This window comes from Phocaeicola sp. GP0067, from assembly GCF_031119655.1.
In the GTDB taxonomy this organism is placed as follows: Bacteria; Bacteroidota; Bacteroidia; order Bacteroidales; family Bacteroidaceae; genus Phocaeicola; species Phocaeicola vulgatus.
The window spans coordinates 92,119-106,294 of sequence record NZ_JAVHZY010000011.1 but is presented as its reverse complement, the minus strand read 5'-3'; the positions used below and the strand labels follow the sequence as shown (position 1 = coordinate 106,294).

The 14,176-nt window shown below is 44.6% G+C and carries 14 protein-coding genes; 4 read left to right on the top strand and 10 right to left on the bottom strand.

What is annotated here, in order from left to right:
• Nucleotides 1-2 precede the first annotated feature (2 nt).
• On the bottom strand, nucleotides 3-1,541 hold the full coding sequence (locus RE317_RS10700) for a cell wall metabolism sensor histidine kinase WalK (RefSeq protein ID WP_008666324.1): 1,539 nt from the start codon (nucleotides 1,539-1,541) through the stop codon (nucleotides 3-5).
• Between the two features lie 51 nt (nucleotides 1,542-1,592).
• Between RE317_RS10700 and RE317_RS10695 the strand changes: the two genes are divergently transcribed.
• Nucleotides 1,593-3,665 carry an outer membrane beta-barrel family protein gene (locus tag RE317_RS10695; RefSeq protein ID WP_050541239.1) on the top strand — a complete coding sequence of 691 codons (2,073 nt, stop codon included), beginning with the start codon at nucleotides 1,593-1,595 and terminating at the stop codon, nucleotides 3,663-3,665.
• 35 nt (nucleotides 3,666-3,700) lie between these two features.
• On the opposite strand, the gene RE317_RS10690 is transcribed toward RE317_RS10695, so the two are convergent.
• From RE317_RS10690 to RE317_RS10680, 3 genes are all read right to left on the bottom strand, one after another.
• Nucleotides 3,701-4,129, bottom strand: coding sequence for a SufE family protein (locus RE317_RS10690; protein WP_005838774.1), 429 nt, complete (start codon nucleotides 4,127-4,129; stop codon nucleotides 3,701-3,703).
• A gap of 11 nt (nucleotides 4,130-4,140) precedes the next feature.
• Nucleotides 4,141-5,145 carry a M28 family peptidase gene (locus RE317_RS10685; RefSeq protein WP_008668565.1) on the bottom strand — a complete coding sequence of 335 codons (1,005 nt, stop codon included), beginning with the start codon at nucleotides 5,143-5,145 and terminating at the stop codon, nucleotides 4,141-4,143.
• A 68-nt stretch (nucleotides 5,146-5,213) separates the two neighbouring features.
• Complete coding sequence (locus RE317_RS10680; RefSeq protein ID WP_005838778.1) at nucleotides 5,214-6,971, bottom strand: gamma-glutamyl-gamma-aminobutyrate hydrolase family protein; 1,758 nt, start codon at nucleotides 6,969-6,971, stop codon at nucleotides 5,214-5,216.
• A gap of 82 nt (nucleotides 6,972-7,053) precedes the next feature.
• Here RE317_RS10680 and RE317_RS10675 point away from each other — a divergent pair, with 82 nt between their 5' ends.
• Both RE317_RS10675 and buk read left to right on the top strand, forming a co-directional pair.
• Entirely contained in the window at nucleotides 7,054-7,962 is a 909-nt protein-coding gene (locus RE317_RS10675) for a phosphate acyltransferase (protein ID WP_005849704.1), read from the top strand.
• 98 nt (nucleotides 7,963-8,060) lie between these two features.
• The gene (buk, locus tag RE317_RS10670; RefSeq protein ID WP_005838784.1) at nucleotides 8,061-9,125 is read left to right on the top strand and encodes a butyrate kinase; all 1,065 of its coding nucleotides are present in this window, start codon (nucleotides 8,061-8,063) and stop codon (nucleotides 9,123-9,125) included.
• 137 nt (nucleotides 9,126-9,262) lie between these two features.
• Here buk and RE317_RS10665 read toward each other — a convergent pair whose 3' ends face one another.
• From RE317_RS10665 to RE317_RS10655, 3 genes are all read right to left on the bottom strand, one after another.
• Complete coding sequence (locus RE317_RS10665; RefSeq protein WP_008668562.1) at nucleotides 9,263-10,513, bottom strand: DUF3874 domain-containing protein; 1,251 nt, start codon at nucleotides 10,511-10,513, stop codon at nucleotides 9,263-9,265.
• 729 nt (nucleotides 10,514-11,242) lie between these two features.
• A complete protein-coding gene (locus RE317_RS10660) occupies nucleotides 11,243-11,497 on the bottom strand; it encodes a hypothetical protein (protein ID WP_303266241.1) in 255 nt (84 codons plus the stop codon).
• Entirely contained in the window at nucleotides 11,494-12,222 is a 729-nt protein-coding gene (locus RE317_RS10655; RefSeq protein WP_008668558.1) for a hypothetical protein, read from the bottom strand. The genes RE317_RS10660 and RE317_RS10655 overlap by 4 nt, the downstream gene beginning before the upstream one ends.
• Before the next feature lie 25 nt (nucleotides 12,223-12,247).
• On the opposite strand from RE317_RS10655, the gene RE317_RS10650 reads away from it, so the two are divergent.
• A complete protein-coding gene (locus RE317_RS10650; protein ID WP_303266240.1) occupies nucleotides 12,248-12,691 on the top strand; it encodes a hypothetical protein in 444 nt (147 codons plus the stop codon).
• A gap of 199 nt (nucleotides 12,692-12,890) precedes the next feature.
• Here the strand turns inward: RE317_RS10650 and RE317_RS10645 are convergent, their stop codons facing one another.
• The 3 genes from RE317_RS10645 to RE317_RS10635 form a co-directional block, all read right to left on the bottom strand.
• Nucleotides 12,891-13,205, bottom strand: coding sequence for a DUF4491 family protein (locus RE317_RS10645; protein WP_005838797.1), 315 nt, complete (start codon nucleotides 13,203-13,205; stop codon nucleotides 12,891-12,893).
• 6 nt (nucleotides 13,206-13,211) lie between these two features.
• Nucleotides 13,212-13,670 carry an Lrp/AsnC family transcriptional regulator gene (locus tag RE317_RS10640; RefSeq protein ID WP_005838800.1) on the bottom strand — a complete coding sequence of 153 codons (459 nt, stop codon included), beginning with the start codon at nucleotides 13,668-13,670 and terminating at the stop codon, nucleotides 13,212-13,214.
• Nucleotides 13,671-13,786: 116 nt separating this feature from the next.
• Nucleotides 13,787-14,170 (bottom strand): hypothetical protein, encoded by a 384-nt coding sequence (locus RE317_RS10635; protein ID WP_005838801.1) that lies wholly within the window; start codon nucleotides 14,168-14,170, stop codon nucleotides 13,787-13,789.
• Between the last annotated feature and the right edge of the window lie 6 nt (nucleotides 14,171-14,176).

The window sequence follows — 14,176 nt, the reverse complement described above, 5'->3', positions numbered from 1 at the left end:
GCTTATTCGGGAATTTTAAGTGTAAAGGTACTGCCTTTTCCTGTGCTGCTTTCCACGGAAACAGTTCCTTTATGCTGTTCTATCATTGTTTTTACATAATAAAGTCCTAATCCATATCCTTTTACATTATGCAGATTACCGGTCGGAACCCGATAAAACTTATCAAACAGATGTTTTTGTCTGTCGGCAGGAATACCTATTCCTTTGTCTTGTATCTTTAGCATTACATAAGCGTTACGGTCACCGTTGCATGGATTGTTGCAGCGTATTGCAGAAATGTAAATATATGCCTTTTCATCGGAATATTTTATAGCATTATCTATCAGATTGCTGATCATGTTATACAGGTGCAAGCGGTCTGCACGTAGGGTTATGTTTTCTTCCATAATGAGTTTGAACTCAGTCGGCTTATCAGCTTTCAATCTATGTTGGCTGATCAGATTTTCCAACATAGACCTCAGTTCGACAGGTTCATAGTTCAGACGGAAGTTCTTCCGTTGCTCCATACTCATGGAAAGGATCTGTTCCACCAGTCCGCTGAGCTGTTTCAGCTGGGTTTGGATAATCTGAAGATAGTTCTGTCGTTTCGTCAGGTTTTCTGCTCCGTTGAAGTTCAGTAATGCATCGTTGGCGGCGTAGGCTACGGCTATCGGAGTTTTCAGTTCGTGAGTAATGTTATGCGTGAAGTCCTCTTTCATTTCTTCTACACTTTTCTGCCTTAAGATGATACGGATAAGAAACCAGAATGATACCCCCAATATAATAATGATAAAGAAAGAGGTATAAAGTATCCCCTTCATTTGTTGCAAGACGATGGTATTTGTCGGTTCCACCCATAACCGGTATGCCATTTTGTTGTACAAGTCATAATTGTAATAGTAGCTCACTGCTTCTTTGCCCGGCCTGTATTTTTGAGGTGAGCTGAGTCCTTGTACGACCGTGCTGTCTTGACGTAAATTCACTATTTCGATGCGGTGAGGCAGGTAGATGATTCCGCGCATGGCAAGTGTCCTTGTAAAAAGGCTGTCGAAAGTGTGCAGGTTGATTTCCGTGAAAAGGTCCAGCTGGCTGTGGATACCCCGTTGGAAGTATTTGGTGAGCAGTTCCAGTGTACCGTTTTTGTCGATGGTAGTAGATACCGGTTCATTGATTTCCAGACCAAATCTTTTTTGCTGTTTGAAAGGCTCGGTTTCTATAACTTTGGTAATCAAAGCACTGCTGTCCAGATTGATACTGGATTCGATATAGCCATTTATGGTTTCGTTGCTTCGTTTCACGGAGTCGCACCGTTCCATCATTTCATTGTAGTCACTCACCTGTAATGTTTCTATCAGGCAATTGTCCATATCCTTCTTCATCGAGGTGTATAATCCTGTCAACCAATATGCCTGATAGGCAAAGACGCCTATCAGCGAAAGGATAATCAATGCGGCTATGGCTTTAAACGGTATCTTCATGGTTTGGCAAAAATAGGTACAAAATAAGTATTCTCTTTCTTTTGATAACACTAAATAAGACTTCATAAGCCGGCGGTAACACATACGGCACATTTTTCACCTTTACTTTGCATGGACACTAAAAATAAAACGATGATGAGGACAGTGATTATCTTTTGTTTATGCTTGTCGGCATTTGCGGCACAAGCGCAGAATGATGTGAATTATACCTATATGGACAGCCTTTTCCAACAATTGCCGGAGGTGTTGGTCAAAGGGGAGCGTCCGGTGGTAAAGGCCGAGCGGGGAAAGCTGGTCTATGACTTACCCCGTATGGTAGAGCGGCTTCCGGTGAATAACGCCTACGAGGCGGTAAAGGAACTGCCCGGCATCGTGGAACAAGATGGCAATCTCACTTTTGGGGGGCGCAGTATTACTTTGGTAGTAAATGGAAAAGTAAGTACACTGGACAAGGACGATTTGAAGTCCGTGCTTCAGAATACCCCTGTCAGTCGTCTGGAGAAAGCGGAAATCATGTATGCTGCTCCGGCACGTTACCGCATTCGTGGAGCCATGGTGAATGTTATTCTAAAATCGAATATCGGGCAGAAGCCTTCTTGGTCCGGTGAAGTAGCGGCTATGTATGAACAGTCCCGCAGGGAAGACATTGCAGGCCGTGGAAATTTGCTCTACACTTCCCGGCGCTTTTCGGCGGATGTGATGTATTCATACGGGTTCAAACATACCACTTTCGGATTGGACAAACAGTCATGGCACACTATGGCGGGGGACGTACACGAGTTGGATTTGAAAACAGAGGCTAAAGGGTATGGCGGCCGGCATAACCTCCGCTTGGGGGCGGATTATGATTTCGGGAAGAAGAACTTGTTGAGTGTGGTTTACAATACACAATACCGCTATGGGCAGGACTGTACAAAAATGCGTGGAACAGCCCACAGTGATAAAACGGATGACGGTGACCGCCAGTTACATAATGTGGCGGCCGATTATCAATCTTCTTTCGGCCTTTCGGCAGGAATGGATTTCCTTTTTTTCTCCAATCCGTCACAGACCTTTCTGGAGAAAGATATGCAGGATGTCAGCCGGACATTGAATTATGACAGCAACCAACGTATCAACCGCTGGTTATTCTATGCCAACCAGCTTCATTCCTTGCAAGGTGGAACCGAGATAAATTATGGTGTAAAGTACACTGCCACACACGATAACAGCTACCAGTTCTATCGGGATGGTGAAACAGGAGCCTTGATTCCCGATAATTCCGAGAAACTGCTTCGAAAAGAATATACTCTGAATATGTACACCGGCGCTTCACATAGTTTTGGGAAGAAGTTCTCTGCCGAAATTTCCTTGGCCGCAGAGCTTTATCATGCCGGGGAACGCCATAGCTGGATGCTGTATCCCACTGTAAACACAACTTATACTCCGGCAGATGGCCATACCTTGCAAATGTCTTTCACCAGTAATCGTAAATATCCCGCTTACTGGCAGTTGCAACCTATTATACAGTATGTGGACAGCTATACCGAGGCTCATGGAAATCCCGACCTGAAGCCAAGTTCCAATTATTCGCTCGACTTGAATTATCTGTATAAGAATAGATATATGATAGGGGTGAATTACAATTACACACCCGATTACTTTGTGCAGCTCCCTTATCAATTGCCCGACCGTCTGGCGGAGGTGAATCAGTTTGTGAATTATGATTTTCAGAAAAGATGGACCATACAGACTATGGCTTCTTATAAAGTGAGTACATGGTGGAACGGGCGCATTTTTGCTTTCGGCCTGTTCTCTCATGACAAGAACAGCCATTTCCATGATATTGCATTCAACCGGCATAAATTCAGCGTCATTCTGAATACCACAAACACATTCATCTTATCGAAGAAACCGAATATCATAGGTACGTTGGCTGGTTTTTACCAATCACGTGCCATACAAGGGGTGTATAACTTAAGTCCTATTTGTAATGTTTCGACTTCACTTCAGTGGGCTTCTCCGGATGGAAAGACGAAGGTGATATTGAAAGGAAATGATATTCTTAATACATCGAATATGACCACCCGGCTGGCGTGGGGGCAGCAACGGAACCGGACAGAAATGAATTGGGACAATCGTAGCTTTACATTTTCATTCCTCTATAAATTCGGCGGATACAAAGAGAAGAAACGTACCGATGTCGATACCAAGCGGCTGGGACGATGATTTTTTAGTGGTTAGTAATCACTAACCACTAATCACTAGTTCGCCATTTTTGCCTTGAAAGCCAGCGCATACATACGCATCTGTTTTACCATTGCCAGCAAGCCATTGCTGCGGGTGGGCGACAGATGTTCTTTCAAACCTATCTTCTCTATAAAGTATAAATCACTGCTTAATATTTCATCCGGAGTATGTCCGCTGACTACTTTGATAAGCAGGGCAATGATACCTTTTACAATCAAGGCGTCACTTTCCGCCTGGAACACCACTTTGCCGTCTTCCATATCGGCTTGCAGCCATACGCGGCTCTGGCAACCGTCTATCAGGTTTTGTTCTGTTTTATATTCGGGGGCGAGTGGTTCCTGCTCGTTACCCAAATCTATGAGCAATTGATACTTGTCCATCCAGTCATCAAAATCACTGAACTCTTCTATCACTTCGTTCTGAAGTTCGTTTATTGTTTTCATTATTTTATCATTTATTTCTCATTATAAATCACATCCATCACTGTTTGTCCTACCGCTTTCAGCGTGTTACGGTCAATGTTTTCCATCGTATCGTTTACCGTATGCCAGAAAGAGCCGAAAGAACTTTGCGGATTGTCGGCATCATAGTTAATGATGTCCACACACGGGATACGCGCCAACTTGTTGACATAGATATGGTCGTCCACCGTCTCGCCCCCGTCTTCTTTTACAAAATATTTGCCATATCCCAGCTCATGTGCCTTTTTCCAGATTTTCTTCATTTCGGAACGGGCGGTGCGGGCCGAGTAACCTTCATAATAGAAGGTGGCATCTTTTCCTCCTACCATATCCAGCAAGATTCCATAGCGTGCATTATAGTTCTGAACATGTGGGGTACGTGCCCAGTATTGTGATCCAAGACACCAAGTGTCCTGTTTGTACTTGCCGTCATAAAATTCGGGAATTCCATAATCCTCCGAATCGAAAAATACGATATCTATACCTAGGGCAGGTTGTTCCTTCTGTATCTGACGGGCGATTTCCAGCAGCACCCCCACACCGCTGGCACCATCATTCACTCCCAGTATAGGAGTATGGTGATTCTTCGGGTCGGGATCATTGTCGGCATACGGGCGGCTGTCCCAATGGGCGCAAAGCAGGATACGTTTTTTACTTTCGGGCTTGTAAGCACCGATAATGTTGCGTGATTTCAGTATCGTACCGTCGTATGCTATCAGATCGGCATATTGATTGTATACCTTGGCGCCGAATTTTTCCAATTGTCCTGCCAGATATTCCCCACATTCTTTGTGCGCCTGTGTGTTGGGAACACGGGGACCGAAGTCTGCTTGTACCTGAATGTACTGGTAGGCGCTGTCTGCATTGAATTCGGGAGCCTTGATCACTTCTTTGTCTACGGTTTCTGTCCGGTCGTTTCTGCTTTTACTGTTTCCGCACGAAACGGCTGTCAATACAAGCAGCAAGAACGGGATTACTAAAACATTTCTTATCTTCATACTTATTCTTCTGTTATTTATTTGTGCATTATCCTTTATATGGAAGGGGGCTGCGCCGCAAAGTTACGTTATTTTCTTTGTACTTCTTCCATAACGCGCAGGAAGTTTCCACCCCAAATGAGGCGGATATTTTCTTCACTGTATCTTTCCAACAGCAGCCGGCGTGTAAAGTTTATCAATTCTGATGCCGAAGCGCAGCCTGTGATGCCGCCGTCACCGTCAAAATCGGTTCCTATCCCTACATGTTCTATGCCCATGACATTTACCATGTGGTTCAGATGCTCGATGGCATCCTTGATGGTAGCTTCTCCGTTCTTGCGCAGGAATCCGCCATACATACATACCTGTGCCACCCCCCCCTTGGCTGCCAATGCTTTCAATTGGTCATCCGTCAGATTGCGCGGATGGTCGCAAAGGGCACGGGCCGAAGAATGAGAGGCTACGATCGGTTTGCCGCTGATTGCCAGTGCATCATAGAAACTTTTCTCTCCGGCATGAGAAACATCTACCATCATTCCCACACGGTTCATTTCTTTTATCACCTGTTCACCGAATGTGCTTACGCCCAGTCCTTCCTCATTATAACGGGCAGAGCCGCAGATATCATTATTTCCGTTGTGGCAAAGTGTCATGTACACCACGCCACGATGGCGGAAACGTTCTACATTCGTGATATCCTTGCCAATGGCATATCCGTTTTCAATGCCCAGCATGACAGCCTTTTTCCCTGCTTTTTTCAAACGGCACAGATCAGCGGGAGTATATGCTATATCTACGGCTGTACAGTTCTTGGCAACCATCTCCTCTATTTCGTTCAGGATGCGGTCTGCTTTGGCAGTAGCGGCCGATAAGGCTTCATCGGTACGTTCCAATTGCTTCAGGTAAGCCACCATGATGGTTGCGTCCAGATGTCCTTCCGTCATCTTATGCAGGTCTACCAGGATTTTCTTGTCACGGGTGGCGAAGTTTATTCCTTGATCGAAGAACATGGGAGTGTCGCAATGTGAATCCAGCGTTATCATGCGGCTGTGAAGTTTTTTGGCTTCTCTGAAAGAAGTGGATTCCTGTATAAGCCAGTGGAATACCGGCATCATACAGGTATTGTTTTCCAGAATGAAACATTCCGGATGCCATTGCACTCCCATCATGGACTTGCATTCGGTAGATTCCATCGCTTCAATGACTCCGTCGGATGAGCGGGCAGTTACCCTGAAACCCGGCGCAACCTCCTTTACCGCCTGATGGTGAAACGAATTGACCGGCAATATTTCTGTTTCAAACAATTTATAGAGTAAGGAATCTTTCTCTATCCGGACCGTATGCGAGGCATATCCCCGTCCCAAATCCTGATCGTGTTTGATCCGTTCCCCTTCCATCTGTACGTGGATATCCTGATACAGGCTGCCTCCAAAAGCGGCGTTCATCACCTGTATGCCGCGGCATATTCCCAGAATCGGTATCTGCCGGTCGGCGGCCAGTTTGGCAAGCAATAACTCCTGACGATCCCTCCGGGGATTTATGCTGTGTAATTCCTTTATCGGTTCTTCTCCAAGGAACAAGGGATTGATATCCGCACCGCCGGTCAGTAGCAAGCCATCCAATGCATTCAGTGAGTTTATCAAACTGTTAGTTTCGTCAACAGGAGGAATAATGAAAGGAATACCTCCTGCTTTCAGAATGGAAGTGAAATATCCTTCCAGCAAAGTACATGCGCCTTCCTGGAAGTTTCCGGTAAGCCCTATGACTGGAGCATCTTTGTGGCAGGGAAAGGTGCGGTGTATGGCATCGTACTCGGCTGAAATGTCAAATGTTTGAAACGTTTTCATAAGTTAAATTATTCATAGAAACTAAGCAAAGATAGGGATAAATTCAGATTTATTTTTCATATTTGCTAAAAATCTAATGACCATGGAACCTATACAAGACTTCGCCGGCCTGATATGCCGTTTGCGTTCGTTGAAGGAGCGGAAACGTGTGGTGGTTGTTTGCCCCAATGACCCTCATACCGAATACGTTATAACCCGCAGTTTGCACGAAGGCTTTGCCGATTTCTTATTGGTGGCGGATACGCCCCATTTGCTGAACTCGGAATATATCCGCCTTCAATATCCGGATCATGTGAAAGTATACGAGGCGACAAGTCCCGATAAAGCAGCCCAGGAAGCTGTTTCGCTGATACGTGAGGGACATGCGGACGTGTTGATGAAAGGGATTATCAATACGGATAATTTATTGCGGGCCGTGCTTAATAAGGAACATGGTATCCTGCCGAAAGGGAATGTGCTGAGCCATATCACGGTGGCACAGATCCCGATGTACAAGAAATTGCTGTTCTTCTCGGATGCAGCGGTCATTCCCCGTCCTACCTTGGAACAATTCGAGGCGATGCTGCGGTATGATCTGGAGGTATGCCGCCGCATGGGAATAGAAGCTCCCCGTGTGGCCTTGATTCATTGTACGGAAAAAGTAAACGAGAAATTCCCTCATACACTGGATTATGTGACTTTAAAGGAACGTGCCGCCGCCGGTGCTTACGGAAACATGTACTTGGACGGACCCATGGATGTGAAGACGGCATGTGATGCGCATAGCGGTGAGGTGAAAGGAATCAGCTCGCCGGTGGTGGGACATGCGGATTTGTTGATCTTTCCCAATATCGAGTCGGGAAATACATTCTATAAAACGGTGTCATTGTTTGGTGACGCCAACATGGCAGGTATGTTGCGAGGTACGGCCTCTCCCGTAGTGGTTCCGTCGCGTGCCGATTCCGGTAATTCGAAATATTACAGTCTGGCATTGGCCTGCGTGGCCGGATAAATAATGTGGCAATGTGCCAATTTGCCGGTGTGTCAATTGGCTGTGCTGTGTTGCCGCATGGTTTTGGCTCATTCGCAAATTGATAAATTATTGAAACTATGAAAATATTTGTGATTAATCCGGGCTCTACTTCTACCAAAATAGCCCTTTTCATCGATGAAAAGCCGGTGTGGGCGGCAGGGGCCCATCATACTGCGGATGACTTGTCGGAGTTTCACCACGTCAACGAACAGTATGCGTACCGTAAGGACTTTGTATTGCGATTGCTTGCCGAGGCGGATATTCCGTTGGATTTTGATGCCGTCATTGCCCGTGGCGGTCTGCTGAAGCCTACGCCCGGCGGGGTGTATGCCATTAACGAACAGATGAAACACGATTTGCTCAACGCCCGGATGGAGCACGCCTGTAATTTGGGCGCGCTGATTGCCGATGAAATAGCCCGGGAATGCCATTGTCCCGCCTACATTGCCGATCCCGAAGTGGTAGACGAGCTGCAACCGGCCGCCCGCCTGACGGGAATACCGGAGATAGAGCGCATTTCCATCTTCCATGCCTTGAACAGTAAGGCGGTATCGCGTAAATATGCCGCTTCCATCGGGAAACATTATGAAGAGTTGAATCTGATTGTGGTGCATCTGGGGGGTGGCATATCGGTGGGTGCCCATTGCAAAGGACGGGTGATTGATGTTAACAATGCCTTGAACGGTGAGGGGCCGTTTTCTCCCGAACGTGCGGGAACCATTCCTGCCGACCAGTTGGCGGAATTGTGCTTCAGCGGTAAGTATACGTTAAAGCAGATCAAGAAGATGCTGAATGGCAAAGGGGGGCTGACTGCCCATCTGGGTATGAATGATGTGGTGACTATTGCCCGGAAAGCTTCCGAAGGCGAGGAGCCTTATAAAGGGGTATTGGATGCGATGCTCTATACGGTGGCGAAACAGGCAGGGGCCATGTATGTCACGCTCCGTGGGCAGGTGGATGCCATTATTCTGACGGGAGGCATTGCCCATAGTGATTACTGTGTAGGGATTCTCAAGGAACAGATTGATTATCTGGCGCCGGTCGTGCTGATGCCCGGTGAAGACGAGATGGGCTCGCTGGCTTATAATGCGTTGGGAGCCTTGAAAGGTGAGCTGCCTTTGCAGGTTTACCGGCCGGAATAAGAAGATGGTGGTACATCGGAATTAAAATAAGCGATAAAATTGTTCAAATCCTTCATGGAAGGGTAATGTGTTGATATACAGAAGGCTATTATGAAGGAATCATTATAAATTCCTTCATAATAGCTTCAGGGATGTTTTTACCCGGCCAGTGCTACCAGTTTATACATATTTCCTGTTGTGGTATGCATCCGTTCCGCTCCCAGGGAATTCATGATTCTTCCCATTTTGTTTATCGTGATGCCGCGCATGGCTGCCGGATATCGTTTCAGCAGGATATTGAACAAGCATACTGCCGAGTAAAGTTTGAAGTCTTCCCCTTTCTCCGGCAGTCTGAAACAATGGAGAATCATTTCCGCTTCGGTAGGCAAGGCATAATAGGCCTGGTTGCGCAGTTTCAGCTCGGATTCCTCCTCCGCCGAGAACCAGTAACGCTTTCCCTCGTCCAGTTCTGCTTTCAGCTGGGCGAAAAGCTGTTTGTGCTCCAGTGGCGAGCAGTCTATCTTCTCCTTTACCTCGGCAAAGAAATAACGGCGGCTTCCGCTGGGGTCGGTGAGCAGCGCTTTCCGGTTACTGGTGCCGATGAACGAGGCCATCCGGGGCAGATGGCTGTAGGACGAGCGGTGCGACTTGCGGAAATCCAGTTTTTTCATCTGCATCAGATTTTTCAGCAATGGCAGTTTCTGTGGTGAAAGACGGTCGTACTCATCCAGATTAATCAGTCCGAAGAAAGCCAGCTTCTGCTCGCATCCTGCCTGTCCGGTCAGTTCGAAGCTGTCCGTATAGTAGTCTTTCAACGAATCGGGCATCAGCAATTCGCAGAAAGTGGATTTGCATCTCCCTTGCTCGCTGCTCACCAGCATGGGGGCCACAGCGTTGGCGCACCGGGCCATGCGTCCGCTCCACTGGGCAGTTACGCCCAGCATCCAGCGGTGGAAACTGTTCACCCAGAAATCTTTCGTAGATATGCGTTGTGCCAGCGGAGTCACGCGGTCCTTGCCGTCCCATTCGGGAAGGGTGTTCATATAGGAAAGTAACGGATGATAGTCCGGCATCTGCTCCGAGTTCACGAACCGGCTTACATCCTTGTCCCAGCAGTTGATGTGACGTGCACGTGCTTCCAGGCACAGGCTGTTCAGTGTGCGCTGGCTTATTACCTTATATATAGGTGTGTCAGCGTCTTTTTTGCAACATTCCGTTTGTTCCGTCAGCACGTTGAAGCGAAAATGGTAGCGGCTCAGCAAATATTGTTCCAATTTTTGCTGTACTTGCTCCGTTTCCGGTTTCTTCTGCATTGATAATGAGGTAGATGAACTCTTCACTGTCGGACTTATCACTACATTCGAGGAAGCAAGCTTCTTCATTACTTTGTTCAATAACTTTTTATTCATTATTTGTTGTTTTAGGTTTCCGTTGGAACAAAGATACTGTGTAAAATAGCGTTTTGCAAGTGTTTTTCGTGGGGTTTTAGAGAAAAGTGACTAAGCGTAAACATCCTGAATAACAAGCTGTTTCGTCCGGTTGATTACACGATATCTTCCTTTTGATTCAGTTGTTTCACTTAAGTGATGAAGTTTGAGCACTCTAGTGATGAAAGTTCATCACTAAGGTGATATAATATCATCACTTAAGTGAAACAATTTACTTGAAGGGAAGATACAACGACTTCGACCGGATGATACACCTTATTCGTCCGGTTGTTGTCATTTGATGAAATGTGAGTATTTTGCCGGACAGTCATCACCTTGGGATGCGTTTTTGGAGATGGAACGGGGCTGAAGGAATATGTAAGCGTCTCCGCGCTTTTATATTGTCTCTCTTTTTTTGTTCTTATATCTTGGGTATAAAAACGAATCATTATGGATTTGGCAGAAAATAGATTTAGAAAAACCTGGGAACGTTTCCTTGAAGTATTAAAAGTAGACTGTCATGAAGAATAGATGAAGGATATCTATAGCGATCCTTCATTGCAACTTATTTATATTCAGCAAGTAATGCGCTGATGAAGGATTTGAAGGAAATAATTCCTTCATTGTATCTTGACGTGTGGTTGAGATGGGTGCTAAAACTATCTGTCGGATAAATAGATCAATGTACTAGAATTGACAATTTCCTGATCACTATTTGCGCAAATAACTATCGCTTGTTGTCTGTATGCTTTTCGCACGTTTTACTTTTACTTTCTTGCCAAAGTCAAACTTATATATAAGGTTTAAGCACGCTCCTTGATAAGGGGTTTTATTATTTTCTTCTATTCTGCTTAGATTGTTATTGGTAATTGTGGTCAGATTTCTTCTTTTATTCAAAATAGCGTAAACTGATAATTTTATGCAGAACTTTTGATCCAGGAAATATTTGTAAAGGCCGGCATTCATATTGTATACACTGTGATATATTGTTTCGCTTCTACGTGTTCTTCTTTCTGCCATCCTTCTCCACTCTGATATGCGTAATACATTTGGTTGTTGGTATGGTTATTATAATAGTCGCCACCCCATTTCAACCTGGAATGTTTGTTGAGCAAGAAGATATAATTTATTTCTGCTTTCCATAAATCAGAAACAGTTCCGGTGTTGCTACATTTATTATCCTCTTCGTTTTTCTCCGGATACTGATAAAGATAATGGTGATTCAGTTCTTTCGTTTCGTCACTTTTCAAATAATCAAGAACTGTTTGCAAAGTATTCTTTCCGTTTTTTGATTTCCAATTATAGTTCAAACTAGCCTGATATATTTTGTCATCCCCTTTCCCTTTACTATGGTAGGAAGAGGTATATTCCTTTTCTGTTTCTTGTGTTTCGGAAAAAGAAGAAGATTTTAGTGTGCTTCCAGCCTGTTTTACCATACAGTTAAGTCCGATGCTTTGCAGGGTAGTTATATCATATAACATGCTGAATGTTTCATTGATTCTTCTTATATTTTTACGGTCTATATTTTGATTTACAATATGGGTGTTCAGGTGGCTGTTATGGGTTATATTTTCCGTGATATAAGGATCTCCTGCATTAGAAAGGACCAGATTGTTGTAAAAGTTCCATTTTCCAAGCCGAAGGCTTAATGGAAAACCAAAGCGTTCCCAATGACTATTTCTTTTTCTCATCTCTCCTAGCAAAGAGGGTGAACCATTGCCTCCGCTATCTGCATTTGGTGGAAATATAGGGTATGATACTCATTTCTATACTCATCAGCATGGAAAGGGCTCTCTTTATGTTAATCTTAATACGTATGGACATTATAAAAGATTGTCATGGAATCTTTATGGGAATTATCGGCCTTTCAGCTATGGTGTGAATAACAAACGGAAACATTATGGGTCTGAATCGGAACTGACGGTAACTTGGCGTGTGAACAAACATTTGGGAATTACTGGAAATATGAGGTATTTGTTGGGCACTTTGGGGTATGATTCCACTACGCACGAAGGAACTTATTACAATTTCTCATCCGGCAGGATGAAGGACCGAAGTTTCTGCTTTTCATTAGGATTCAATTATTATATGCAAGGAAAGAATTTCAAATATAGGAATAAGAAGAGTTTGCAGAGTACGGAGCAGGGGATAAAGTTGTGAAATAATTTTTGTTTGATATGTTGCAGGCACGGGATGCGTATGATATTAGAATCGCGGGAACGTTTACGAAGAGCGCATGAGGAATGCGCGAAACTTGAGAGTGTCATCTGATGTCATAGTACAGGCTACAGGGCTTCCTGAAGAAGAAATAAAAGCCCTTTAATTGGATTGCAAAGGGTTTGGCCGGAAAGAATAGTTTCTATTCGTATTCGTGTTTCCGTTTCGGATTCATCGGAAACCAGCCTTTCAGCACGCGTTCGCGTTGCTCGAATATCTCCTTGATAGTCCAGAAAGAAGAGAAGGAGAAGACACCCAATAAAGAGGAAATCAGGATGTCACTGATAAGCACAGTCCCTATAATGCCTGCTATGCCCAGTACCAAAAATATCCACCAGCACCGTGTACCCCAATAATATTCGGCCTTGACCACGATGGGGTGGAAAAGACCGATTATTAAAAAGGTACAAATGCCGATGGCAATACCGCCTAAATGGTATTCATTCAGCCATTCCATTCTTTCTTAGCTTTGAATGGGTATTTCTTTTTTGATGCTCTGCTCCAGAGAGATCAGGGTCTCGGTAGCCGTAACGCCGGGAATTTCCTGAATCTTTGAGTTCAGCAAGTCCATCAAATGCTCGTTATCGCGTGAATAAAGTTTGGTCAGCATGGTATAGGGACCTGTAGTGAAGTGGCATTCCACAATTTCGGGAATCTTCTTCAGTTCTGCCACTACGTTTTTGTACATGGAACCTTTTTCCAGCTTGATTCCTACGTATGTACAGGTTCTATACCCTAAACTCTTAGGGTTCACATGATATCCTGAACCGATAATAACTCCCAAATCAATTAATCTTTGCACACGCTGATGAATGGCTGCGCGTGAAACTCCACATTCTGCTGCGACATCTTTAAACGGGATGCGGGCATTTTGGGATATAATTTCTAGAATTTGTCTGTCGAGACTATCAATTTTCTCCATAATATACCGATTTTAATGTTATCAATCTGTAAGCAAATATAGGAATACTTTTTAATTTATCTACTATTTTGCAAGAAAAAACAGGATTTCTTTGAAAAAAAGTGCAATAAGAGGAGCTAATCACCTATTTTCTTCTCTATTTCGCCGATTTTCCCTCTTCTTTCAAATGAGAAGGTATCGCTATGTGTATCTAAATAGTTCAACAGGAATAGCGATTTTCTTAACAAATATTTTTGTTCTTCGGACTCTTTCAACAAAGCATCCTGATAGAGCAGTTCGGATAACATGTCGATGCGCGTGAGCAATTCCTCGCCACCATAGTTCTGTCCCATCTCGTTCAGTATATATTCCGCATCCTGATCATAATAGAAGGTGGAAGGATGATTGAAGTAGGCACGATAAATGCTTTGAAGTTGCAATTGCAGCTCGGGACCGTCCTTTTTATCTCTTTCTTCTACCAACTTTTCCAATGCTTCGAAAAATTGTTGAAGCAACCGCATAATGTA

Excerpts from the sequence above, each read along its gene's own strand:
- RE317_RS10700 (WP_008666324.1), bottom strand. The coding sequence starts at position 1,541 with ATGTGTTACCGCCGGCTTATGAAGTCTTATTTAGTGTTATCAAAAGAA.
- RE317_RS10695 (WP_050541239.1), top strand. The coding sequence starts at position 1,593 with ATGAGGACAGTGATTATCTTTTGTTTATGCTTGTCGGCATTTGCGGCA.
- RE317_RS10690 (WP_005838774.1), bottom strand. The coding sequence starts at position 4,129 with ATGAAAACAATAAACGAACTTCAGAACGAAGTGATAGAAGAGTTCAGT.
- RE317_RS10685 (WP_008668565.1), bottom strand. The coding sequence starts at position 5,145 with ATGAAGATAAGAAATGTTTTAGTAATCCCGTTCTTGCTGCTTGTATTG.
- RE317_RS10680 (WP_005838778.1), bottom strand. The coding sequence starts at position 6,971 with ATGAAAACGTTTCAAACATTTGACATTTCAGCCGAGTACGATGCCATA.
- RE317_RS10675 (WP_005849704.1), top strand. The coding sequence starts at position 7,054 with ATGGAACCTATACAAGACTTCGCCGGCCTGATATGCCGTTTGCGTTCG.
- buk (WP_005838784.1), top strand. The coding sequence starts at position 8,061 with ATGAAAATATTTGTGATTAATCCGGGCTCTACTTCTACCAAAATAGCC.
- RE317_RS10665 (WP_008668562.1), bottom strand. The coding sequence starts at position 10,513 with ATGAATAAAAAGTTATTGAACAAAGTAATGAAGAAGCTTGCTTCCTCG.
- RE317_RS10660 (WP_303266241.1), bottom strand. The coding sequence starts at position 11,497 with ATGAATGCCGGCCTTTACAAATATTTCCTGGATCAAAAGTTCTGCATA.
- RE317_RS10655 (WP_008668558.1), bottom strand. The coding sequence starts at position 12,222 with ATGAGAAAAAGAAATAGTCATTGGGAACGCTTTGGTTTTCCATTAAGC.
- RE317_RS10645 (WP_005838797.1), bottom strand. The coding sequence starts at position 13,205 with ATGGAATGGCTGAATGAATACCATTTAGGCGGTATTGCCATCGGCATT.
- RE317_RS10640 (WP_005838800.1), bottom strand. The coding sequence starts at position 13,670 with ATGGAGAAAATTGATAGTCTCGACAGACAAATTCTAGAAATTATATCC.
- RE317_RS10635 (WP_005838801.1), bottom strand. The coding sequence starts at position 14,170 with ATGCGGTTGCTTCAACAATTTTTCGAAGCATTGGAAAAGTTGGTAGAA.